Raw genomic sequence first — 23,184 nt, forward strand, 5'->3', positions numbered from 1 at the left:
GCGTCTCCTCGAGTCCCTTAACTACTCGCCAGTAGATAATGCCTGGGGGCGAGCGCGAGGGGAAGGGCTCAGCGCTCCGGAACCGCCGCCGCGGCCACCACCGCCTCCCGCAACGCCGCGCGAAGCCGGCCGGCCTCCAGTGGCGCGAGCACCGCCGTCTCCCCAGGCGGAGCCACCACCACCACACTGCCTTCGTTGACGAACACGGCCATGTTGCGCCGCCGCCCAGCCACGTCGCGGCAGTTGACCTGCCACTCCATGCTCTCTCCCACGCAGACCTCCTCGTCCGGGTGCGCACTCCACGGCGTGTGATGGTTCAGAATCACGGTTGTGACGGTGCTTCGCCCGATTAATCGCGCGGAAACCTCGCGGCGTCACACCATCGGCCGCACGGCGGCCTCGGATAGCGGGCCGTGCCCGGATCCGGCCGCCCTCGGGCGTGCGCGGTGATGCGGGAGACTGCTGATCGTGACTGGTTACGACGGGCTGGTGTGGCGGACGCTGCACCGGGTGCTGGCGGTGCTCGCGATCGGCGTGCTGGGCCTGCTGATCGGCCTCGGCTCCAGCGCGAGCAGATCGGACTCGCTGCTGGGCGTGCTGGTCGTGGCGCTGGTCGCGCTGCCGGTGGCGCTCACGCTGCGCCGGATGTCGCCGACCGCCCGCGGCAATCTGCGCCTGCTGCCCGGGCGCAGGCCGCTGATGACGGCGCAGGCGGTGCTGCTCGGCCTCGTCGCCGTGCTGGTGCTGTGCTGGTCGGCGGGCAACGCGATAGCGCCGGGCACGCTGGCGCCGCTGCCGCTGGCGCTGGTCGGGGTGTTGCTCGCCGCCGTGCTGGCGCTGCTCGGGTGGATAGGGCACCGGATGAGCCGCTGAGCCGCAGTGCCCGGGCGGTTGCCGAGGTGGCGAAAGCGGCTCACGCCGCTTCGAAGAAGACCGGCAACCATGCCGAGCTCGGGTTCCGAGCGGGCACTCAGCGGACCGGCAGCGGCTCGCCGTGCTCGGCCGCCGGCCGCGGCCCGAAGATCCGCCGCTCGGCCGGGCTGATCGGCACGTCGTTGATGCTGGCCTCGCGCCGTCGCATCAACCCGTCTCCGGTGAACTCCCACAGCTCGTTGCCGTAGCTGCGCCACCACTGGCCCGCGGCGTCGTGGCACTCGTACTGGAACCGCACGGCGATGCGGTCGCCCTGGAACGCCCAGAGTTCCTTGCGCAGCGCGTACTCCAGCTCGCGCGACCACTTCTCGCGCAGGAAGTCCGCGATCTCGGCCCGCCCGGTGATGAACCGGTCGCGATTGCGCCAGACCGAATCCGCGGTGTAAGCGGCGGCGACCTGCTCGGGGTCCTGGGTGTTCCAGGCGTCCTCGGCGGCCTGCACCTTCTGCCGGGCGGTCTCCTCGGTGAACGGCGGGAACGGCGGGCGTGCGGTCACGGTGCCTTCCTCTCGGCGTTGCCCTCTCGGCGCGGCGATTGCGGGAGATCCCGGCAGCGGCGGTGTCGCTGCGGACGCGGCAACGGCGGTGACCTGCGCGGGCCACCGCCGCGTGCCGGGAACCGCTCAGGCAGGCCGGACGACCAGGCCGCGCGGCTCGGATGCGAACGTCAGCGCGCCCTCGAACTCGGCGATCGGCAGTTCGTCGCGCACCAGCCGGTGCGGCCCCTCCGAGATCTCGATGCGCACCTCGGCGGCGGTGAAGGTCTGCTCGGCGAAGTCCGGCCCGGACAGCTGGATCTCCAGCGCCCCATCCTGCAGCGTGATGGCGACGGCGCCACCCGGGACCGACAACGGCTCGCCGCCGGTGGTGAGGGTGAGGCTGCCAGCGCCGCCGTGCTCGGGGCGGACCGCGACGTGCGAGAGCGCGACGTCGCGCCGTCCTTCGGCGCTGGTCACTCCGATGACGTCGCGCGCGTCCTCGACCGGCGAATCCCCGTCCTGCTGCGGCGCCAGCAGCGGCGCCCGCAGCTTCGCGGCCAACCGGTGCGGCTGCCAGGAACCGGCGCCGATCAGGTTCACCACGCTGGCGACCTCGGTGCCGTCGACCAGCCGCTCGCTGCCGGGCGCGGGCGTGATCTCGATCGCGGGGATGTCGCGTTCGTCCAGCAGCTCGCGCAGCGCCTTCGCGCGCTGCCTGCTGTTGCGGTCGAATCCGCGGGTGATGGCCACCGCCCCGGACGTCCCGGCCTGCGCCGCGGCGTCGGCGAGACCGGCCAGCGGTGCCCAGACCTGCGCCGGGTCCGGCCGGGAAGTGCGGCGGGACCGGGCGAACTGGGGGGAGTCGGTTGTGGTCTCCATTGCCCCAACCTTAATCCGCCGCACAGGGTTGCCTCACTAGGTGATCAGGGCTGCCCGGTGTGAGTTCGATCGCGCCGTCGGCACCGCGCGGGGTCGCGGCGGCGCTGCGTCAGGTGGAGATCCCCACTGCGAGGCGGCGTCCGACGTTCAACGGCAGCGCGCTCAGGAATCCCAATTGGTGATCATCAGCTCGTCGTCGCGCGCCAGTTCCTCGTCGACGCGCTGCTCGCAATCCGGGCAGCGCTCGGTGATCCGGCGGCTGCTGGGCTCCTTGCTGGCGGGCCAGGTCTCGTGCGGGAGCTTGATCGTCGTCGAGCACAGCGCGACCACCGGGTCCCCGGCCGGTCTCGCCCCCGGGCGCACCGTGATCGCGTGCCGGACGCGTTCGCCTGCGCCGACGATCCACCACACGTGCTCGCGATCGGGGAACACCGCTCCCACCCCCACATCTCCTCGGACGCTGCGCCGTCCTGCCGCGGCCTGTGGCCGATCTCGAACCTTAGACGGTGCGCTCAGCCGCCGGGTTGCATCCGCGTGGCAACCGGTGCGGTGCCGATGCGAGCCGCCCCGGAACGGATGCACCCTTCCGGATCATCTGTTCCGGCCGGGCGGTGGTGCCGGTCGTGGTCCGTTCGACCCAAGGTGATCAGCTACATCCTGTTTCACATGGTGATCATTATCACCGATGCGACAGCGGGGTCGAGCCGTCCGGCGGAACCCTCCGCGGCACGGCGCTTCGCCAGGTTGACCGTGCTTGCTAGCTTGAGAGCAGTGACGCGGGGTGCCCACCAGGGCTGAGAGCAAACCCGTCGAACCTGACCTAGTTCGAACTAGCGGAGGGACGTCACCGCCGTGACAACTCGCGCCGATGCACCGCAAGCCGCCGGGCGGCTCGACCTGTCCGTGTACCTGGTCACCGACACCGAACTGTGCGGTGCCAGAGGGGTGCCGCGGACGGTGCGCGAAGCCGTGGCCGGTGGCGCGACGGTTGTTCAGGTCCGCGATCCGCGCGCCACCGGCAGGCAGCTGTGCGAGCTGGTCACCGCGGTGCGCGCCGAACTCGCCGAGTTCCCGGCGGTCCCGCTGCTGGTCGACGACCGGCTCGACGTGGCGCTCGCGGCAGGCGCCGACGGCGTCCACTTGGGACAGAGCGACGTGCCGCCGGAGCAAGCGCGGCGGATCGCGCCCGAGCTGCTGATCGGCTGGTCGGTCTCGGACGCCGCGGAACTCGCCGAGACCGCCGCGTTCCCGCCCGGCACCGTCGACTACCTCGGCATCGGCCCGGTGTTCGGCACGCCGACCAAACCCGAAGCCGCGCCCGCGCTCGGCGTCACCGGGCTGCGCGAGCTCACCGCCGCGACCGAACTGCCCGCGGTCGCCATCGGCGGCGTGCACGCCGACAACGCCGCCGAGATCGCCGCGACCGGCGTGCGCGGGCTGTGCGTCGTCTCCGAGATCTGCGCGGCCGCCGATCCGGCATCGGCCGCGGCCCGCCTGCGAAAGGTGTACCGATGATTCCCAACGTGCTGACCATCGCCGGGACCGACCCCAGCGGCGGGGCCGGGGTCCAGGCCGACCTCAAGGCGTTCTCCGCCAACGGTGCTTACGGGATGTCGGTCATGACCGCGCTCGTCGCGCAGACCACCACCGGTGTCTCCCAGGTGCACGAGATCCCGCCGGAGTTCGTCACCGCCCAGCTCACCACGCTGCTCGACGACGTCCGGGTGGACGCGGTGAAGATCGGGATGCTCGCGAACGCCGAGGTGATCCGCGCCGTCGTGGCGGTGCTGGACCGCTACAACCCGCCGAACGTGGTGCTGGACCCGGTGATGGTGGCCAAGAGCGGTGATCGGCTGCTGGCCGCCGAAGCGGTCGAGGTGCTGCGCGACGAGCTGCTGCCGCGGGTCGAGCTGATCACCCCGAACCTGCCGGAGGCCGCGGACCTGCTGGGCGAGCGGGAGATCGCCGAGTCCGCCGGGATGCCGGGCGTCGCCGACCGCCTCGCCGGGCTCGGCGCCAAGCAGGTGCTGCTCAAAGGCGGCCATCTGCGCCAGGGCGCCAGCGTCGACCTGCTCCGCGGCGACGGCGCGGCGCAGTACCTGCGCGGCGAGCGGGTCGAAACGACCAACGACCACGGCACCGGTTGCACCCTGGCCGCCGCGATCGCCGCGCTGCGCCCGCAGCGGGCGAGCTGGGAGGAGGCCGTGCGGGAGGCCAAGGACTACCTGACCGAGTCGCTGCGCGCCGCCGGACGGCTGGACGTCGGCCGCGGGCACGGACCGGTGCACCACTTCCACCGCTGGTGGTGAGTTGAACCCCGCCTGCCACGGCGGAGAAATCCGGCCTCGCGAAGGAGTCGCCCGATGAGCAAGCTGCCCGATCCGCCCGCCGACGGCTTCTGCGCCGGTGCCTGGGAGCACACCGCCGAGTTGCAGCGGGCCACCGTCGAGCACCCGTTCAACGCCGCGCTCACCGACGGCACGCTGGACCGCGAGCGGTTCGCGTTCTACATCGTGCAGGACGCCCGCTACCTGGTCGGCTTCGCGCAGGCGCTGTCGGCAGCCGCGACCCGCGCGGACGGGCCGCAGGACGCGGCGTTCCTGGCTGGCAACGCGCAGGCGGCGCTGGTCGAGGAGCGCCGGCTGCACGCCGGATACGTCGAGGAGTTCGGGCTGACCGAAGCCGACATCGCCGGGGTGCCGACCTCGCCGTCCTGCCTGGCCTACACCTCGTTCCTGCGCGCGAACGCGCTCTCCGAGCCGTACCCGGTGCTGCTCGCGGCGATCTTGCCGTGCTTCTGGGTGTACCAGCACGTGGGCAGCGAGATCCTCGATGCGGTGGGCGACATCGCGGCGCACCCGTACCGGCGGTGGATCGAGACCTACGCCGACGACGAGTTCGCCGAATCTGTGCGCGGCGCCCGGGAACTCACCGACCGGGTCGCCGAAGCCGCCGACGAGCCGACGCGGCAGCGGATGCTCGAAGCGTTCACCCGCGCCAGCGAGTACGAGTGGCTGTTCTGGAACAGCGCGTGGATCCGGGAGGAGTGGCCGACCGCTCGCTGGTTGCCGTGATCTTCCGGTCTCGGGTGGTGCTCGTGACCGGACGCACGTGGTCCCGCTGCTAACGTATCCGGCCGTTCGCGACGATTACCGAACGTCACGTCCGGTCGGACGTGTTCCGGTGTGGGATGTCTTTTCCCACCGCGCAGTCTGGGATTCGGTGGGCCTTGAGCACAGGTTCGTCCATTTTGATCATGATGGCGGGGATGATGGTGCCGATCCTGGCGGCCGCCCCGTTCTACATCGCGGACCGACGGGCCGATTCGGAACAATCCACGCAGGATTCCGACGACTGACGCACCGGCGAGACCGGACCCGGTTGGCAACGGGGAAGAACCTCAGCCCGACGGCGGTGGTGGACCGGCAGGCGTACGAGCAGGGTGCTGGTGCGCCAGCCGCCGCGAACCCTGGAGGATCCCGATGTCGCCAACGCCGTCGGTGCGAGTGTCCCGCCGCGGAATCCTGCGCACCGCACTCGTGTCCGGGATCGCCGCAGGCGCGTTCGGGTCCGGGCGCGCCTTCGCGGTCCCGGGCACCGCGGCAGGCGGTGACCTCGCCGATCCGCGCAAGAAGGACATCGCGATGCAGCTCGTGTCCAGCGCGGAGAACTCCTCGTTGGATTGGCGCGCGCAGTTCGGCTACATCGAGGACATCGGCGACGGTCGTGGCTACACCGCCGGAATCATCGGTTTCTGCTCCGGCACCGGCGACATGCTCGAACTCGTCGAGTCCTACACCGGGGCCGAACCGGACAACGCGCTCGCGCCCTATCTGGAGGCGTTACGCGCGGTGAACGGTTCGGATTCGCACGAGGGTCTGGACGGCTACCCGGACGCCTGGGCCACTGCCGCCGAGGACCCCGACTTCCAGCGTGCGCAGGAGTCCGAACGGGACCGGGTGTACTTCGCGCCCGCGGTGCACCGGGCCAAGGAGGACGGGCTGGGTGCGCTCGGGCAGTTCGCCTATTACGACGCGATCGTCATGCACGGACCCGGTGAGTCGTGGCCGTCGTTCGGCGGCATCCGCCAGGCGGCGCTGCAGCAGGCGGCCCCGCCCGCGCAAGGCGGCGACGAGACCGGCTACCTCAGCGCCTTCCTGGACGCCCGGGTCAGCGCCATGCGGGAAGAGGACGCGCACAGCGACACCAGCCGGGTCGACACCGCGCAACGAGTCTTCCTCGACGCCGGGAACCTGGCTCTCGACCCACCGCTGAGCTGGCACGTCTACGGTCAGGAGTTCCGCATCGACGGCTGAGCGGCGGAAGCTCAGTGGCCGTACATCGACCAGGCGAGCTTGAACTTGGCGTCCTGCAGCGCTTTGAGCGTCTCGGCGTCGAATCCGCCTTCGGTCGGCTGCGGCGGGATCGCGAGCCCTTCGCTGATGCCCCAGCCGGAGCCGCGCTCGATCAGCGACCGGTGCTTGTTCGTGTAGTAGCCGGAATTGATCGACACCGCCACGCCGTGCGCTCCGGCCGCGGCGGCCATCAGGTGCATGTGGAACCGGCTGGACAACCACCGCTGCCCGGCCGCCGCGGGCAAGCCGGTCTCCATGATCTCGGAGAAGGCGTAGAACCGCGCCCCCGGCAGGTCGTGCTCGACCAGCGCGAACACCTCCCGGTCCACCCGCGGGATGCCTTCCACGATGCCGACCTGCTCCGGTCGCACGTCCCAGGCGCGCAGCGTGTCCAGCAGGAACCCGGCCAGCGCGGGCACGGTGACGTCCAGCAGGTCCGACTGCAGGCAGACCATCACCTCGCGCAGGTCGTCGGTGCGGTACTGGCCGGGCTCGATGCCGAAGAACATGTCGTCGCCGGTGGCGGTGAGCTGGCCCGCCGAGCTGAGCAGCTCCGCGGACGGCTCGTCGCGCACGTCGATCAGCTCGAACTGGGATGCCAGGTTGCGCAGCAGCGGCCGCGCCTCGTCCGGCACCGGCCACAGCCCTTGGCCGGTCATCACCGCGCGCCCGCCGGAGCGGCGGACCGCGGCGACCGCACCGGCCAGCAGCCCGAAGTGCCGCGGCCAGATGCCGTTGATGAACCCGCCGCCGATGACGTGCACCAGGTCTGCGCTCGCGGCGAGTTCGATCCCGGCCACCCAGTGCGGCGCCAGCCCGGGATTGATCATCGCGTGCTGCACGAACGAAGCGACCTCCCACGGCTCGTCGGAAGGCGCTTCCCAGGACAACCGCCAGAGCGTGTCGGTGAAGCGGGCGTGCGGGTGCAGGTGCCCGAGCAGCACCTCGCTCGGACCGGGGTTCGGGCAGTCCACCCACACCTCGCTGTGCGGTGCCACCTCGGCCAGGTACTTCAGCCAGGTCGCGGCGATCAGCTCGTCACCGTAGTTCGGGTGCCCGGTCGTGGCGACCAGGTACAGCTTGGGCGGTTGTTCGGGACTGGTCACAAGCTCTCCAGCGTTCGGGGTCGCGACTGCGCGCGGCAGGCGCCGAACCTAGCAACACCGTGCCCGACCCCCGGTCCGGAGGCATCTCCCGGGGCCGTGCGGAGGAACGCGGCAGGGCGTGCGGAGTCCTTCAGCCGTATTGCGTGGCGAAGCCGACCGCGTGCGTGGCCGCCGCCCGACGCAAAAAGCGGCGGCAACGACTCGGTGAGCCGTTGCCGCCGCCGGGGGCCGCTGATCAGTTGCGCTCGTGCAACTGGCTGCGGAGGCGTTCGATGCGGTCCTGGGTGCGGCGGAACTTCGCCGCGTGGTGTTCCTCGAACAGGGAGGTCGGCAGCGTCCCGACCGAGACCCCGATCTCCTGGTCGCTGGGCCGGATCCGGATCACTTCGGCGGAGCGGACCGGCTCGCCCGATTCCCGTTGCGGCTGCTGGTCCGGTTGCGGCTGCTCGGTTTCGGGTCGGTGCGGTGCGGCTTCGGCCGCTTCGGAGGTGTTCTCGGCGGTCTCCTCGCGGGCCGGCGCGGTCTCGCCGGACTCGGCCGCCGGCTTGCCGTCGCCGCCCGCGGCCTCTCCGGCCTGCGCGGAATGGGCCTGCTCCCGGGGCGCCGGACGCATGGCGTGCTTGCCGGTGGGGGCCGAGTCCGCGTCCGTGCGCCGGGCCCGCGCCAGCATCGGCCAGAAGATCAACGATGCCAGCAGGAAGCCGGCGGCGAAAATCATGATGGTGTTCACGAGGTGCTCCGATCAGTAGCGGGGAACGGCGCCGTCGGGTTCGCTGCTTGCCGCGGCCGGGACATCGCCGCCGCCGGTTCCGCCGAAGTCCTGGTCGGTCAGGGCGTCCAGCGGGACCAGGTAGCTCTGCGTGTCGTCGCGCGGCTCGGGCAGCCACACCTGGTGCGGCTCGGCGACGAGCTCCGCGTCGATGACGTCGTCGATCTGCTGCTCGCCGATCTCGTTGGTGGAGGCGCCGACCAGCCTGCCGACGTTCTCCAGCGAGGACAGGATCGCGCTGCGCAGCTCTTCCATCCTGGTCTGCTTGGTGTGCAGGTCCTGCAGGACCTGCAGCCGCAGGTGCTCGCTCTCGGCGTCGCGCTTGCCGCATTCCCACCGGGTGCTGGCGAGCAGCTCGTCGGCCTCTTCCTGCGCGGCTTCGATGGTGGCTTTGTACTCGTCCCGGATGGCGTGGCGCATCCGGCGCTCCCGTTCCCGGATGTCGGCGATCTTCTGCTCGTGCTCTTGGCGGATCTGCTTCTGCCGCTCGTCCATCTCGTCGACCAGCCTCGTGCATTCCGCTCGCATGGACTCGGCGGCCTGCTCGGCTTGGCTGATCAGCTGGTGCGCCTCGTACTCCGCGCTGCCGCGCACGGTCCGTGCTTGGCGCTGCGCCTGTTCGCGCAGCGTCTGCACTTCTTCCTCGGCCAGCGTGAGCATGTTCTGCACCCGCTGGGAGGCGTGCGGCAGTCCGGTGTCGGAAGCTTCGATGCGCTGCAGTCGTTGCTGGGTCTCGGCGAGCTCGTGCCGCGCGTCGTCGCAGAGGCGGCGCAGGTCGGAGTTCAGCGCCACCGCTTCGTTGCGGTCGATGCTGACCAGCCGGAGCTGGTCTTCCAGGAGCTCGATGTGCTCGATCACCTGGCGGCGGTTGAAACCCCGGACCTGGATGTCGAATCCGGGACGGAGCGGGACGACGGCTTGTGCGGAGTCCTCCACGTTGGACACTCCTCTCCACAGGCGAGGGTCGACTCGCGGTGGAGAGTAGGTCCGAATTGGACACCGCGCGCGGTGGACACCGGAGATCACCACCTGATCAGGTAGTGCGCAGCGGATTCGCGGGCGCGCTCAGCGGATCTCCGGCGGACTGATCTGGGATTCGCCGATGGCCGAGGGTTGCACGCCCCACTTGCGCAAGATCCGTTGGTATTCCCCGGTTTTGATCAGCTTGTGCACCGCGGCTTGCAGCGCGGGCGCGAGCGGGGAACCGGCGGGCAGCGCGAAACCGACGTCGAGCCTGCGGAATTCGTTGGAGAACCTGATCGCGGGCTGTTGCGCCGCGGCGTAGCGCAGGCCGTTCGTGGTGCTCATGACCGCGTCGACGCGGCCCTGGGTCAGCGCGGAGTACATCGCGCTGGACTCCGAGTACACCTGAACCTGGTAGGCGGGCCGGCCGATGCCGGTGCACCGGTGGCGTTGCGCGTTCAGCGTCGCCTCGAAGGTGGTTCCCTGGGCGGTTCCGACGGTTCGGCCGCACAGCGCGGTCACGTCGGTGATCGGCGGGGGCTCGGCGCCGCGGCGCACCGCGAAGCCCTGCCCGTCGCGGATGTAGGTCGCGAAGTCGATCGTGCGCTTGCGCTGCTCGGTGACGCCGAAGTTGCCCGTTCCGGCGTCGAACTTCCCGCTGCGCAGCGCGGGCAGGATCGCTTCGAAGGCGGCGTCCTGGGCGGCCACCCGCAGGCCGAGCGTGCGTGCGGCGGCCGCGGTGATGTCGATGTCCAAGCCGACCGCGGTGCTGTTGTCGTCCAGGTAGAACGAGGCAGGCGGCGAACCGCTGATGGAGCGGCCGATGCGCAGCGTGCCCGCGCGCCGGACCGGCTCCGGCAGCAGTGCGGCGGCGGTCTCGTCGCGTTGCACGCCGGAGACGACGTCGGCTTGCACGTCCAGCCCAGGCGCCACAGTGGACGGAGCCGTTCCGCACGAAGCGAGCAGCACTCCGATCAGCAGCGCGCACAGGGATTTCGTGGCGGCGCGCATGGTTCTCCTTCCCGCGCCCGGCGTCGGTCGGCGGCACCGGGAGCGGCCGGTGCCGTGGTTCGACGGCGGCGACAAGACGCGGACCACACGACTCCCAGATCGATGTGGACGCGCCTGCGCGGGCGGGGATGCACGGCACCGAGGCTTCGCCGCGGATCCGTGCGGTGTCAACGGCGGCCACCTGGTGGGAGTTCTTGACCGCGCGCGCAGCCGCACAAGAAGTTCGGTTCCGGCCCCATTCCCCGACTCGGGCAGGAGAACATGACGCATCCGCAGGTGGCGCCCGCGCTCGCGCGGGGTCCGGAGACAGCGCCGGAGGTCGTCCCGGCGCGCCACCCGCTGCGCTGGATCGCAGCTGTCCTGGTGCTCGCGGCGGTCTGCGCCGCGGTGTTCTCGGTGGCCACGAACGAGAACTTCCAGTGGAACGTGGTGGGTGCCTACTTCGGCACCGCGGCGGTGTTGCGCGGGTTGTGGCTGACGATCTGGCTGACCGCGGCGACCGTGCTGCTCGGTTTCGCGCTCGGCACCCTGCTCGCCGTGCTGCGGCTTTCCGGCAACCCGGTGCTTTCCGGGTTGAGCTGGGGATACGTGTGGTTGTTCCGGTCCATTCCGGTGCTGGTGCAGTTGTTGTTCTGGTTCAACATCGGCGCGCTGTACCCGGTGCTGGGCTTCGGCTCGTTCTCGGTGCAGACGGTGGATCTGCTCACCGGCACCGTCACGGCGGTGATCGGCCTGGTGCTGCACGAAGCCGCGTACGCCGCCGAAGTGGTGCGCGGCGGCATCCTTTCGGTCGACGGCGGCCAGCTGGAGTCCGCGCAGGCGCTGGGCATGACGCGATGGCGGGTGCTGCGCCGGATCGTGCTGCCGCAGGCGATGCGCGCGATCGTGCCGCCCGCGGCCAACATGCTGATCGGCACGCTGAAGGGCACCTCGATCGTCAGCGTCATCGCGGTGCACGACCTGCTGCATTCGGTGCAGCTCGTCTACAACCGCACGTACCAGGTGATTCCGCTGCTGCTGGTGGCGACGGTCTGGTACTTGATCCTCACGACGCTGCTGACGATCGTGCAGTACTACGTGGAGCGGTACTTTTCCCGTGGCGCGCAACGGGTTCCGACGCCGTGGCAGCGGTTGCGCGCGGCGCTTGCGGGAGGGATCGCCCGATGACTCCTCCGATGGTCAGCTTGCGCGGGGTCCGCAAGAGCTTCGGCACCACCGAGGTGCTGCGCGGGGTGGACCTGGCGGTGGCCGAGGGCGAGGTCAACTGCCTGATCGGCCCGTCGGGTTCCGGCAAGAGCACGTTGCTGCGGTGCGTGAACCACCTGGAGACGGTGGACGCGGGGCGCGTCGAGGTGGACGGCTCGCTGGTGGGCTACCGCGAGTCCGGCGGCAGGTTGCGCGAGCTGCCGGAACGCCTGATCGCCCGCAGGCGCGCGGAAATCGGCATGGTCTTCCAAGGCTTCCACCTGTTCGGCCACATGACCGCGATGCAGAACGTGGCAGAAGCCCTCATCGGCGTGCGCCGTCTGTCCAAAAAGGATGCACACGGGCGAGCGCTGGCCGCGCTGCAGCGCGTCGGGATGGCCGACCGGGCGGATTTCCACCCGAGCCGGCTCTCCGGCGGCCAGCAGCAGCGGGTCGCGATCGCGCGAGCGCTGGCGATGGAACCGAAGGTGCTGCTGTTCGACGAGCCGACCAGCGCGCTGGACCCGCAACTGGTCGGCGAGGTGCTCGACGTCCTCGGCGACCTCGCCGGGGCGGGACTGACCATGATCGTGGTCACGCACGAGATCGGATTCGCCCGGCAGGCCGCGGACTCCGTGGTGTTCCTGGACCAGGGGCTGGTGGTCGAATCGGGTGCCGCGCGCGAAGTCCTCCAACGGCCCGAGCGAAGCCGGACTCGGGAATTCCTTGACCGAGTGCTGTGAAAGCACTTGGGTGGGGCCGCCGAGTTTTGCCCGCAGCCGCGGGAAAGCACGCAGTGATCGGCGCGATACGGCGCGTGCCGGGCGCGCCCGCGGCCGATCCGCGCGCTTTGGTTAGGCTCGGCTTGCCAAGTCGGGGACGACAGAGGAGTGCGGTGTGACTGAACGGACCGATCCGCGGACCGCGGTGCTGTTGCGGCGCTGGCTGGCCGAGACGCACACGCCGGTCGCCGATGGGCCGCTGAAGGTCACCATCGGGCCGTTGCGGTTCAGCACCGAGATCACCTACCGCTCGCCCACGGGTGCGCACGGCTTCGGTCCGATCCGCGTCGCGGACTCCGGTGCGCTCGCCGAGTCCGCCCTGCTGGCAGCGGCCTGTTCGGCGGACGCGCGCGGGCGCGCCACCGCGGACGCCCCGATCAACGCCGAGAGCAGCGGCACGCTGGTGGACTGGCTGCTGCAGGCCGTCGGCAACGGGGCGGTGGATCCGCTGGCGGGCGACCACGAGGTCGACGTGCTCGCAGACGGTGTGTCCTCGGCCGACGAGGCACGTCGCTGGCTGGCCACGCACGTGGAGGGCACGCTGACCCCCGCATTGCGCAACGTCGACGGAAAGGCCGACCTGGCCGACGTCACCGCGCGCCTGCTCAGCGCCCGGTCGCTGGCCGCGATCGGACGGTTCGGGCTGCGCGGCGTCGCCGACGAGCAGGAGCTGCTGGAGCTGCTGACCGCGGCGCTGACCGCGATCCGCGACACCTACCCGGAGACCGAGCGGATCGTGCGGCACTGGCTCACCAGCACCACGCTCACCGACTTCGCGGTGCTCAACGGGTCCGGGCTGCGCTACCGCAACGGCGACAGGGTCGAGGTGCGGCCGGTGCACCACGAGGTGCCGAACCCGTTGCGCGCCAAGGTGAACGACACCGACGTGCCGGGCGTGCCGATCCCGGAGCTGGGCGAGGGCTGGTCGTTGCGGCCGGTTCGGCTGGACTCCGACGATCCGGCGCTGGTGCACCGCTGGATGAACGCCGAGCACGTGGCGACCAACTGGAACCAGGCGTGGTCGTTGCGCCGCTGGACCGACGAGCTCGGCACCCAGCTGGCCGGTGAGCATTCGATGCCGTGCCTGGTCAGCCGGGACGGCCGGGAGGTCGCTTACGTCGAGCTGTACCGGGTGCTGCGGGACAAGCTTTCGGCCTGCTACCCGTTCGAGCCGAACGACCTGGGCGTGCACATCGCGATCGGGGAGTCCGACGCCGTCGGCCGCGGGCTCGGTTCGTCGCTGCTGGCAGCGGTGGCGCAGGGGTTGCTCGGCGCCGATCAGGACTGCCGCCGGGTGGTCGCCGAGCCGAATGTCCACAATGGAGCTTCGGTGGCTGCGTTCGGCAAGGGCGGGTTCGGTCGCGCTCGCGAAGTCGGTCTGCCCGGCAAGAACTCCGCGCTGATGATCCACCCGCGCTGATCGGCGGCGAGCGCGACCTCCGTCCCAAGGGGCCGGTCGAAGTCGGCGCTCGCTCCTCGTGCGCCGGCGATTGGGCCGAATGGAGCAGGTGCTGCGGGCCGCGCCCGCGGGCGTTGCGTCTGCGCAGGACTGAGAGGTAAAGCACGAGCCATGCGTTCTGGTGCGCGGCGCGCGGGTGAAATAAGGTTAGCCTTACTTCGTCCGTGTGACCGTGGGGAGAACGATGCCGGAGATTCCTGGCGCGTCGCTGCCGCTGTCCGCCGCCCAGGCGGGAATCTGGTTCGCGCAAGCGCTCGATGGCGCGAACCCGATCTACAACACCAGCGAGTACGTCGAGATCCACGGCCCGATCGACCCGGAGCTGTTCCGCGCGGCGCTGCGCACCGTCCTCGCCGAGGCGGACGCGCTGCGCCTGCGCGTGATCGACGACGCGGACGCCCCGCAGCAGGTGATCGAGCCGGCCTGGGGCCCGCGGCTGCCGGTCGTCGACCTCACCGCGCAGGCCGGCCCGCGGGCGGCCGCGCTGCGCTGGATGCGCGCTGACCTGGCCGAACCGGTCGATCTCACGGTCGGCGGGCCGGACGGGCGGCTGTTCACCGCCGCGCTGTTCAAGCTCACCGACCAGCACTGGTTCTGGTACCAGCGGATTCACCACGTGGCCATCGACGGCTACGGCTTCTCGATCGTCATGCGCCGGGTCGCCGAGGTCTACAGCGCTCTTGCCGCTGGGCAGCCGGTCGGCGAGACCCCGTTCGAGCCGTTGAGCGCGCTGCTGGACGCCGAACGCGAATACCGCGAGTCGGCGAAGTTCGAGCGCGACGCCGAGTTCTGGCGCGAGCACCTCGCCGACGCCCCGGCCCCGGTCGGCCTCGCCGGCCGCAGCGGCCGCACCGCGCACACGTTCCTGCGGCGCAGCGCCGAACTGGACTCCGACGCCGCCGACGCGCTCGGCGCGGCCGCCGCGGACAGCCGCACGATCTGGCCGGATGCGCTGATCGCCGGGTTCGCCGCCTACCTGCACCGGGTCACCGGCGCGCGGGAGGTCGTGCTGGGGCTGCCGGTGATGGGGCGGCTCGGTTCCACCGCTTCCCGGGTGCCGGGCATGGTCGTGAACGTGCTGCCGCTGCGGGTCGCGGTCGACCCGGACACCACCCGCGACGAGCTGGTCGGCCGGGTCGCGCGGGAAGTGCGGCAGCTGCGCAAGCACCAGCAGTACCGCGGCGAGGACCTGCGCCGGGACCTGCGGCTGCTGGGCACCGACCGGCCGCTGTTCGGCCCGATGATCAACGTGAAGGCGTTCGACTACGAGCTGAGCTTCGCCGAACACCCGGCGACGGTGCACAACCTGGCCGCCGGGCCGGTCGACGACCTCACGGTGCTGGTCTACACCGAAGGCACCGGGATGCGGTTCGAGTTCGACGCGAATCCGCAGCTGTACTCCGCGGACGAGCTCGCGGCGCACCAGGACCGGTTCCTGCGCTTCCTGGACCGGTTCGCGCGCACCGGCGGACCCGTCGGGCAGGTGGACCTGCTCACCGCCGAGGAGCGCGAGCTGGTGCTGCGGGAGTACAACGGCGGGCCGGTCGGCGCCGACCGCGGTCCGGCGACGCTGCCCGAACTGTTCGAGGACCAGGTCCGGCGCACGCCCGAGGCGATCGCGCTGACCTGGGGAGACGAGCAGATCAGCTATACCGAGCTGGATTCCAGGGCGAACCGGCTGGCGCACTGCCTCATCGACCACGGCATCGGGCCGGAGCAGCTGGTGGCGCTGGCCCTGCCGCGTTCGGCCGAGTTGGTGGTCGCGGTGCTGGCGGTGCTGAAGTCCGGTGCGGCCTACCTGCCGCTGGATCCGGGCATTCCGGCGAGCCGGATCGCTTACATCGTCGCGGATTCCCAGCCGTCGATGCTGATCAGCGACTCGGCGCAGCACGGCGACCTGCCGATCCCGCGCCTGCTGCTGGACGATCCGGCGGCCGTGCGGGAGATCGGCGAGCACTCGCAGCGCGACCCGCGCGGTGGTGAGCGGGGGCCGCTGACGGCGGACCACGCCGCCTACGTGATTTACACCTCCGGCTCGACCGGCAAGCCGAAGGGCGTGGTGATCCCGCACCACAACGTGGTCCGGCTGTTCAGCGCCACCGAGCCGTGGTTCGGCTTCGGCACCGAGGACGTGTGGACGCTGTTCCACTCGTATTCCTTCGACTTCTCGGTGTGGGAGCTGTGGGGCGCGCTGCTGCACGGCGGGCGGCTCGTCGTGGTGCCGCACGAGGTCAGCCGGTCGCCGGAGGAGTTCCGCCGGCTGCTGGTGCGCGAGCGGGTCACCGTGCTCAACCAGACTCCTTCGGCGTTCTACCAGCTCATCGAGGCCGATCGGGAATTCCCGGAGTCCGCCGGGCGGTTGGCGCTGCGGCGCGTGGTGTTCGGCGGGGAAGCGCTCGATCTGTCCAGATTGGACGATTGGTACGCGCGGCACGCCGACGACGCGCCGAAGCTGATCAACATGTACGGGATCACCGAGACCACCGTGCACGTGTCCTACCTGGAGCTCGATCGCGAGCTGGTGTCCCGCCGGGACGGCAGCCTCATCGGGCGCGGCATCCCCGACCTGCGGGTCTACCTGCTGGACGAGAACCTGCAACCGGTCCCGCCCGGCGTGGTCGGGGAGCTCTACATCGCGGGCGCGGGGCTGGCGCGCGGCTACCTGGGGCGGCGTGGGCTGACCTCGTCCCGGTTCGTCGCCGATCCGTTCGGCACGCCGGGCACGCGGATGTACCGGTCCGGGGATTTGGCCCGGTGGCGCGGAAACGGGCTGCTGGAGTTCGTCGGGCGCGCCGATCACCAGGTGAAGGTTCGCGGTTTCCGCATCGAGCTCGGCGAGATCGAGGCGCGGCTGGCCGCGCAACCGCGCGTCTCGCAGGCGGCGGTGCTCACCCGCGAGGACCAGCCGGGAGACGTGCGGCTGGTCGGCTACGCGGTTTCGCAGGCCGAGCCCGCCGAGCTGCGCGCGGCGCTGGCGGCCGAACTGCCGGACTACATGATTCCGTCCACAGTGGTCATAGTCGACGAGTTCCCGTTGACGCCCAACGGAAAGCTCGACACCGATGCGCTGCCCGCGCCGGACTTCAGCGCGAACGCCGCCGGGCGGGCGCCGCGCGACCAGGTGGAGACCGCGCTGTGCCGGCTCTACGGCGAAGTCCTCGGCGTGGACGAGGTGGGCATCGACGACGGCTTCTTCGAGCTGGGCGGGCATTCGCTGCTCGCGACCAGGCTGCTGGCGCGGGTGCGCGCGGAACTCGGCGTCGAAGTCGCCATCCGCACGCTGTTCGACCACCCTTCGGTGGCCGGGTTGGCGAGCCGGCTCGGTCCGGGCGTGCGCGGCCGGCCGGAGCTGCGGCCGCTGCCGCGCCCGGACGAGGTGCCGCTTTCCTTTGCGCAGCAACGGCTTTGGTTCCTGCACCGGCTGGAAGGTCCCAGCGCGACCTACAACCTGCCGATCACGCTGCGGTTGTCCGGCGACCTCGACGTGCCCGCGCTGCGCGCCGCGCTCGGGGACGTGGTCGGGCGGCACGAGAGCCTGCGCACCGTCTTCCCGGACCGGCAGGGGCAGCCGCGGCAGCGCGTGCTGGAGCCGTCCCGGCCGGCGTTGACCTACGTGCGCACGACCGAGTCCGCATTGGACGAGGAACTGGCCGCGGCCGCCCGGTACGGTTTCGACCTCGCGCAGGAACCGCCGCTGCGCACCGTGCTGTTCCAGACGTCCGCGAACGAGCACGTGCTGCTGGTGCTGCTGCACCACATCGCCACCGACGAGTGGTCCATGGCTCCGCTGCTGCGCGACCTGGCCACCGCCTACTCCGCGCGCAGCATGAACGCCGAGCCGGACTGGAAACCGCTGCCGGTCCAGTACGCGGATTACACGCTGTGGCAACGGGAACTGCTCGGCGACGAGCAGGACGACAACAGCCTCGCCGCCCGCGAGCTGGCGTTCTGGATCGACGAGCTGGCGGGCCTGCCGGACGAGCTCGAACTGCCCGCCGACCACCCGCGCCCGGCCGTGCCGAGCCATCGCGGCGGCGCGATCCGGTTCGGTTTCGACGCGGAGCTGCACAGTGACCTGCGGGCGCTGGCCGCCGAGCACCAGGCGAGCCTGTTCATGGTGCTGCAAGCCGGGCTGGCCGCGCTGTTGACCAGGCTCGGCGCGGGAACCGACATCCCGATCGGCTCACCGGTGGCCGGGCGCGGAGACGACCGGCTGGACGAACTGGTCGGGTTCTTCGTCAACAGCCTGGTGCTGCGCACCGGAACCGGCGGCGATCCGACGTTCGCCGAGCTGGTCCAGCGGGTGCGGCGCACCGACCTGGCCGCCTACGACCACGCCGAGCTGCCGTTCGAGCGGCTGGCCGAAGTGCTCAACCCGTCCCGCTCGCTGGCCAGGCACCCGCTGTTCCAGGTGATGCTGGCGTACTGGGGCGAGGCGGACGCGGTGCACGCCGACTTCCCCGGACTGAAGTCCGATGTGGACACCGTGGACGCGGGTGCGGCGAAGTTCGACCTGGCGCTGAGCCTGCGTGCGGCAGGCGGCGGCGTGGAAGGCGTCGCGCAGTTCAGCACCGACCTGTTCGATGCGGGCACGGTCGAGGACCTCACCGACCGGCTGGTGCGGCTGCTGACCGACGCGGTTTCCCGGCCGGACGCGCCGATCAGCCGGCTCGCGGTGCTCGACGACGAGGAGCGGCAGCGGATCTTCTCCTGGGGTGACGCGGTCGCCGCGCAGGACGTCGACCCCGCCACCTTCCCGGACCTGCTGGACGCGCGGGCAAGGGCGAACCCGGACAAGCCGGCGCTGGTCTTCGAGGGCACCGAACTCAGCTACGCGGAACTGGGCGCACGCGTGAACGCGTTGGCACACCTGCTGATCGAGCGCGGCGCCGGTCCCGGCCGGATCGTCGGAGTGATGCTGCCGCGCTCACCCGAGCTGATCGTGGGGTTGCTCGCGGTGATGGCGTCCGGTGCGGCTTACTTGGCGCTGGACCCGGATTATCCCGAAGACCGGTTGCAGCACATGATCGACGATGCCGGGCCGGACCAGGTGCTCGCGCTGTCCGCGAACCGGCCGCGGAACGCGCGGACGCTGCTGCTCGACGACGACGGGACGCGCGCGGCGCTGCGCACCGCACCGGTCGCCGCACCGCCGCGGAAATCCACTGTGGACGACCCGGCGTACGTCATCTACACCTCCGGCTCCACCGGCAGACCCAAGGGCGTCGTGGTGCCGCACCGCGGTGTCGCCGGACTGCTGGCCACGCAGGCGCAGCGGGTCGGCATCACCGAGAGCAGCCGGGTGCTGCAGTTCGCCTCGCCGAGCTTCGACGTGGCGTTCTGGGAGATGTGCATGGGGCTGCTCTCCGGCGGCACGCTCGTCGTCGCGCCCGCGGACCGGCGGGTGCCTGGCGCGCCGCTGGTCGACTACGCCACCGAGCACGGCGTCACGCACCTGGCCATCGGGCCGTCGGTGATGGGCATGTTCCCGCCCGGCGTGGACCTGCCGCCGGACGCGACCTTGTTGTGCGGGGCCGAGAAGGTGCCCTCCGACCTGGTCCAGCGCTGGGCGCGCGGGCGGCGGATGCTGAACTGCTACGGCCCGACCGAGGCCACCGTCAACTCCACGCTGTGGTTGTGCGAACCCGACGCGGGCACGTCCGTGCCGATCGGCCTGCCCGACCCGGGAACCCGGCTGTACGTGCTGGACGAGGCGCTGCAGCCGGTGCCGCCGGGGGTCGTCGGCGAGCTGTACGTCGGCGGCACCGGGCTCGCGCACGGCTACCTGAACCGGCACGGGCTCACCGCCGAACGCTTCGTCGCCGACCCGCACGGCGAACCCGGCTCGCGGATGTACCGCACCGGCGACCTGGTGCGCTGGCGCGATGACGGGGCGCTGGACTTCGCCGGGCGGGCCGACGACCAGGTCAAGATCCGCGGATTCCGGATCGAACCGGGCGAGGTGGAGGCGGCGCTGACCCGCCACCCCGCGGTGTCCCAGGTCGCCGCGGTGGTGCGCGAGGACCGGCCCGGCGACAAGCGGCTGGTCGGCTACGTCGTCGCGCGCCAGGACGTCAGCCAAGCCGAACTCCGCGCGCACGCGGCGGAATCGCTGCCGGACTACATGGTCCCGGCGGCGATCGTGTTCCTCGGCGAACTGCCGCTGATGCCGAACGGGAAGCTGGACCGGGGCGCGCTGCCCGAGCCGGACCTGGCCGCATCCGTGGGCGACGCGGTACCGCGCGATCCGACCGAAGAGGTCCTGTGCGAGCTGTTCGCCGAAGTGCTGGAACTGCCGCGGGTCGGCGTGCACGACGGTTTCTTCGACCTCGGCGGGCACTCGCTGCTGGCCGCGAAGCTGATCGCGCGCATCGATGAGGCGCTGGGCGTGCAGCTCAACGTCGGCAGCCTGTTCGCGGCACCGTCGGTGTCGGGCCTGAGCTCCCGGATGCGCACCGGCGGCAAGGGCGACGCGCTCGGCATCCTGCTGCCGCTGCGCACCGAAGGCGACAAGGAACCGCTGTTCTGCGTGCACCCGGCGGCCGGTCTGGCGTGGCCGTTCTCCGGGCTGATGAAGCACATCGACCCGCGTCGCCCGCTGTACGGCTTGCAGTCGCGCGGTCTGGACGAACCGGCGCCGGTGATCGCGAACCTGCACGATCTGGCCGCCGAATACCTCGAGCACATCCGCTCGGTGCAGCCGCACGGGCCGTACCACTTCCTGGGCTGGTCGTTCGGCGGCGTGATCGCGCACGAGATGGGGACCCAGTTGCAGGCCCAGGGCGAGGAGGTCCGGTTCCTCGCGATGCTCGACTCCTACCCGAAGGACGTGTGGGACGAGCTGCCCACCGAGGAGGAAGCGCTCAAGGCGCTGCTCTACATGGCCGGCTACGACCTCGCCGAGCTGCGTGCTGACGGGATGGGCGTAGACCAGCTGCGCCGCGAGCACGTGATGGAGATCCTCTCCGCGGAGGGCAGCGCGCTGGCCAACCTCGAAGAGCACACGGTCGAAGCCATCATCGACAACTTCGCCAACTGCGCGGTGCTGGAGAACGAGGCCGAGCACGAGATCTACCGCGGTGACGTGCTGTTCTTCACCGCCACCGTGAATCCGGCGAAGGAGTCGCTGACCGCCCGGATGTGGGAGTCCTACGTGGACGGTGTGGTGGAGAACCACGACATCGCCTGCGAGCACAAGGACATGACCCAGCCGGGGCCGCTCGCCGAGATCGCCGAGCTGGTGCAGCGGCGGCTGACCGATTCGGAACGGCTGGCCGACCCGGAGCGGCTGGCCGACTCGGAACCGCCCGCCGCGCCGCCGCAGACCGATCCCGCCGGGCCGTGGCAAGGCGACGAGCCCGTTTCGCCGCAGCAAGGCGGCAACCCCGTCTCGCCGCGGCAACGCAACAACACCGCGTCGCAGCGGCAAGGCGGCGACCCCGCCCGGCCGCAGCGCAACGACCGTCCCGCCGCGCCGCAGCAAGACGCAGCAACGCCGCCGCAGCCAAGGAGTCCGCGCTGATGACCAACCCGTTCGACGACCCCGACGGAACCTTCTACGCCCTGGTCAACGACGAGGACCAGTACTCGCTGTGGCCCGCCCGCATCGAGATCCCGGCGGGCTGGTCGATCGCGCACGGACCGGCGCCCAGACCCGAATGCCTCGAACACATCGAGGTGCATTGGACCGACATCCGCCCAGCCCGCAACGGCGCGTGAACCAGGACCGGCAGTGCGCTTGAACGACCCGAAGATCGCGGTGTGCGTCGTCTACGTCGCGGCGATGTTCATGAACGGCATGGACGCCACCATCGTCAACGTGGCGTTGCCCGCGATCGGCGACGAGTTCGCCGTGGCGCCGAGCGCGACCAGCGCGATCAACGTGGGCTACCTCGTCAGCCTCGCGGTGTGCATTCCGATGTCCGGGTGGCTGGGGGACCGGTTCGGCACGAAGAAGGTCTTCCTCGGCGCGTTCGGCGCGTTCGTGCTGGCCTCCGCGCTGTGCGGGGCGGCGCAGGACATCACCCAGCTCACCGCGGCCCGCGTGCTGCAAGGCGCGGGCGGCGGGGTGCTGAGCCCGGTCGCGCTGACCATGCTGTTCCGCGCCTACCCGCCGCAGGAGCGGATCCGGTTGTCCGGCGTGCTCGTGATCCCGACCGCGATCGCGCCCGCGCTGGGGCCGGTGCTCGGCGGGTTGTTCGTGGAGCACTTGACCTGGCGGTGGGGCTTCTTCGTGAACGTGCCGGTCGGGGTGCTGGCGCTGATCTACGGCGCGGTCAAGCTGACCGAGCACGTGGAGTCGGTGCACAAGCGGTTCGACGTGCTCGGGTTCGCGCTGGCCGCGCCGGGCCTGGGGCTGCTGATGTACGCGCTGGACACGGTTTCCGCGCACGGTTTCACCTCGCCGCAATTCCTGGCCTGCGGCGTGGCCGGGCTGGTCTGCCTGCTGGTGCTGGTCCTGGCGCAGCTGCGCACCCGGCAACCGATGCTGGACGTGCGGCTGTTCGCCGACGCGTCGTTCCGCCGGGCGAGCCTGATCCTGGCGTTCTGCGTGGCCGGGTTCCTCGGCACGCTCTACGGCTTCACGTTGATGTACCAGTCCGGGATGGGTGCTTCGGCGCAGGAGACCGGGCTGGTCACGTTGCCGAAGGCGATCGGGCTGATGCTGGCTTCGCGGGCGGTGACCTGGGCGCACCCGAAGCTGGGGCCGCGGGTGCTGATCGCGCTGGCGATGCTCGGTGCCGCGGTGTCGTTCGCGGCGATGAACCTGGTGACCGGGCCGGTCTCGGCCTCGGTCGTGCAGTTCACCTCGGGTTTCTTCGTCGGGGCCGGTTCGATCGAACTCCAGGTGGTCGCGTTCGCCACGATCAGCGCGACCGCCACCGGCGGGGCTTCCACCTTGTTCAACGTGCAGCGCCAGGTCGGTTCGGCGCTGGGTGTGGCGGTGACCGCCGGGGTGCTGGCGATCGGCGGCGCAGGTGCGCACGGGTCGCTGGGCCCATACCATGCCGCGATGCTGGTGTCGGCGGGGTTTGCGCTGGTCGGAGTGCTGATCGCGCTGCGCATCAAGACCCCGTCCGAGCCGCGGTCCGACGCCGTGACCGGAGCCGGTTCGGGCAGCGGCGCGGGCCCGGTGCCCGCTGGCCGCAACTGATCGGCGCCACCCGGATGTGCGGCGAGGCGAGATCTGGCCCACCGGGGGGAGACATCATCGAAATCTGTAGTTAGGCTAGCCTTAACTAATTGATCCTTCTGGGAACGGTG

General features: G+C 71.1%; 20 protein-coding genes and 1 riboswitch. Of the genes, 12 read left to right on the forward strand and 8 right to left on the reverse strand.

The features are described 5' to 3' along the window. Positions 1 to 68: 68 nt before the first annotated feature. The gene (locus tag INP57_RS15005) at positions 69 to 260 is read right to left on the reverse strand and encodes a hypothetical protein (protein ID WP_200071135.1); all 192 of its coding nucleotides are present in this window, start codon (positions 258 to 260) and stop codon (positions 69 to 71) included. A gap of 208 nt (positions 261 to 468) precedes the next feature. Here INP57_RS15005 and INP57_RS15010 point away from each other — a divergent pair, with 208 nt between their 5' ends. Further along, positions 469 to 873, forward strand: coding sequence for a hypothetical protein (locus INP57_RS15010; protein WP_200070848.1), 405 nt, complete (start codon positions 469 to 471; stop codon positions 871 to 873). A 97-nt stretch (positions 874 to 970) separates the two neighbouring features. Here INP57_RS15010 and INP57_RS15015 read toward each other — a convergent pair whose 3' ends face one another. The 3 genes from INP57_RS15015 to INP57_RS15025 all read right to left on the reverse strand — a co-directional run bounded on the left by INP57_RS15015 (position 971) and on the right by INP57_RS15025 (position 2,731). Further along, positions 971 to 1,429 (reverse strand): nuclear transport factor 2 family protein, encoded by a 459-nt coding sequence (locus tag INP57_RS15015; RefSeq protein WP_200070849.1) that lies wholly within the window; start codon positions 1,427 to 1,429, stop codon positions 971 to 973. Between the two features lie 126 nt (positions 1,430 to 1,555). After that, the gene (locus tag INP57_RS15020; RefSeq protein WP_200070850.1) at positions 1,556 to 2,290 is read right to left on the reverse strand and encodes a hypothetical protein; all 735 of its coding nucleotides are present in this window, start codon (positions 2,288 to 2,290) and stop codon (positions 1,556 to 1,558) included. Positions 2,291 to 2,452: 162 nt separating this feature from the next. Further along, the gene (locus tag INP57_RS15025) at positions 2,453 to 2,731 is read right to left on the reverse strand and encodes a hypothetical protein (RefSeq protein ID WP_233627631.1); all 279 of its coding nucleotides are present in this window, start codon (positions 2,729 to 2,731) and stop codon (positions 2,453 to 2,455) included. 326 nt (positions 2,732 to 3,057) lie between these two features. Continuing rightward, a riboswitch (TPP riboswitch) is annotated at positions 3,058 to 3,149 on the forward strand. On the opposite strand from INP57_RS15025, the gene thiE reads away from it, so the two are divergent. The 5 genes from thiE to INP57_RS15045 all read left to right on the forward strand — a co-directional run bounded on the left by thiE (position 3,143) and on the right by INP57_RS15045 (position 6,606). Then, positions 3,143 to 3,805: a thiamine phosphate synthase gene (thiE, locus tag INP57_RS15030; protein ID WP_200070851.1), complete on the forward strand. Its 663-nt coding sequence runs from the start codon at positions 3,143 to 3,145 to the stop codon at positions 3,803 to 3,805. Its footprint overlaps the riboswitch before it by 7 nt. After that, positions 3,802 to 4,599, forward strand: coding sequence for a bifunctional hydroxymethylpyrimidine kinase/phosphomethylpyrimidine kinase (thiD, locus tag INP57_RS15035; protein WP_200070852.1), 798 nt, complete (start codon positions 3,802 to 3,804; stop codon positions 4,597 to 4,599). Before thiE ends, thiD begins: the two co-directional genes overlap by 4 nt. Positions 4,600 to 4,653: 54 nt before the next feature. Then, positions 4,654 to 5,364, forward strand: a complete 711-nt coding sequence (gene tenA / locus INP57_RS15040) for a thiaminase II (RefSeq protein ID WP_200070853.1) — start codon at positions 4,654 to 4,656, stop codon at positions 5,362 to 5,364. Between the two features lie 155 nt (positions 5,365 to 5,519). Continuing rightward, complete coding sequence (locus tag INP57_RS30040) at positions 5,520 to 5,648, forward strand: hypothetical protein (protein ID WP_255520875.1); 129 nt, start codon at positions 5,520 to 5,522, stop codon at positions 5,646 to 5,648. Positions 5,649 to 5,772: 124 nt separating this feature from the next. Continuing rightward, positions 5,773 to 6,606 carry a chitosanase gene (locus tag INP57_RS15045; protein WP_200070854.1) on the forward strand — a complete coding sequence of 278 codons (834 nt, stop codon included), beginning with the start codon at positions 5,773 to 5,775 and terminating at the stop codon, positions 6,604 to 6,606. Between the two features lie 11 nt (positions 6,607 to 6,617). Here INP57_RS15045 and INP57_RS15050 read toward each other — a convergent pair whose 3' ends face one another. The 4 genes from INP57_RS15050 to INP57_RS15065 form a co-directional block, all read right to left on the reverse strand. Next, a complete protein-coding gene (locus INP57_RS15050; protein ID WP_200070855.1) occupies positions 6,618 to 7,751 on the reverse strand; it encodes a polysaccharide pyruvyl transferase family protein in 1,134 nt (377 codons plus the stop codon). A 235-nt stretch (positions 7,752 to 7,986) separates the two neighbouring features. Beyond that, entirely contained in the window at positions 7,987 to 8,481 is a 495-nt protein-coding gene (locus INP57_RS15055; RefSeq protein ID WP_200070856.1) for a hypothetical protein, read from the reverse strand. 12 nt (positions 8,482 to 8,493) lie between these two features. Beyond that, positions 8,494 to 9,456 carry a coiled-coil domain-containing protein gene (locus INP57_RS15060; protein ID WP_200070857.1) on the reverse strand — a complete coding sequence of 321 codons (963 nt, stop codon included), beginning with the start codon at positions 9,454 to 9,456 and terminating at the stop codon, positions 8,494 to 8,496. Between the two features lie 129 nt (positions 9,457 to 9,585). Then, positions 9,586 to 10,494, reverse strand: coding sequence for an ABC transporter substrate-binding protein (locus INP57_RS15065; protein ID WP_200070858.1), 909 nt, complete (start codon positions 10,492 to 10,494; stop codon positions 9,586 to 9,588). Between the two features lie 261 nt (positions 10,495 to 10,755). Between INP57_RS15065 and INP57_RS15070 the strand changes: the two genes are divergently transcribed. The 6 genes from INP57_RS15070 (at position 10,756) to INP57_RS15095 (ending at position 23,074) form a co-directional block, all read left to right on the forward strand. After that, on the forward strand, positions 10,756 to 11,661 hold the full coding sequence (locus INP57_RS15070) for an amino acid ABC transporter permease (RefSeq protein WP_200070859.1): 906 nt from the start codon (positions 10,756 to 10,758) through the stop codon (positions 11,659 to 11,661). After that, positions 11,658 to 12,422: an amino acid ABC transporter ATP-binding protein gene (locus tag INP57_RS15075; protein ID WP_200070860.1), complete on the forward strand. Its 765-nt coding sequence runs from the start codon at positions 11,658 to 11,660 to the stop codon at positions 12,420 to 12,422. The genes INP57_RS15070 and INP57_RS15075 overlap by 4 nt, the downstream gene beginning before the upstream one ends. Positions 12,423 to 12,576: 154 nt before the next feature. Beyond that, on the forward strand, positions 12,577 to 13,881 hold the full coding sequence (locus INP57_RS15080) for a GNAT family N-acetyltransferase (RefSeq protein WP_295139524.1): 1,305 nt from the start codon (positions 12,577 to 12,579) through the stop codon (positions 13,879 to 13,881). Between the two features lie 223 nt (positions 13,882 to 14,104). After that, positions 14,105 to 21,442: a non-ribosomal peptide synthetase gene (locus tag INP57_RS15085; RefSeq protein WP_200070861.1), complete on the forward strand. Its 7,338-nt coding sequence runs from the start codon at positions 14,105 to 14,107 to the stop codon at positions 21,440 to 21,442. Then, the gene (locus INP57_RS15090; protein WP_295145783.1) at positions 21,442 to 21,639 is read left to right on the forward strand and encodes an MbtH family protein; all 198 of its coding nucleotides are present in this window, start codon (positions 21,442 to 21,444) and stop codon (positions 21,637 to 21,639) included. The genes INP57_RS15085 and INP57_RS15090 overlap by 1 nt, the downstream gene beginning before the upstream one ends. Positions 21,640 to 21,652: 13 nt before the next feature. Continuing rightward, a complete protein-coding gene (locus INP57_RS15095) occupies positions 21,653 to 23,074 on the forward strand; it encodes a DHA2 family efflux MFS transporter permease subunit (RefSeq protein WP_307850094.1) in 1,422 nt (473 codons plus the stop codon). Positions 23,075 to 23,184: the final 110 nt, after the last annotated feature.

Source organism: Saccharopolyspora galaxeae, assembly GCF_016526145.1.
Lineage (GTDB): Bacteria > Actinomycetota > Actinomycetes > Mycobacteriales > Pseudonocardiaceae > Saccharopolyspora_C > Saccharopolyspora_C galaxeae.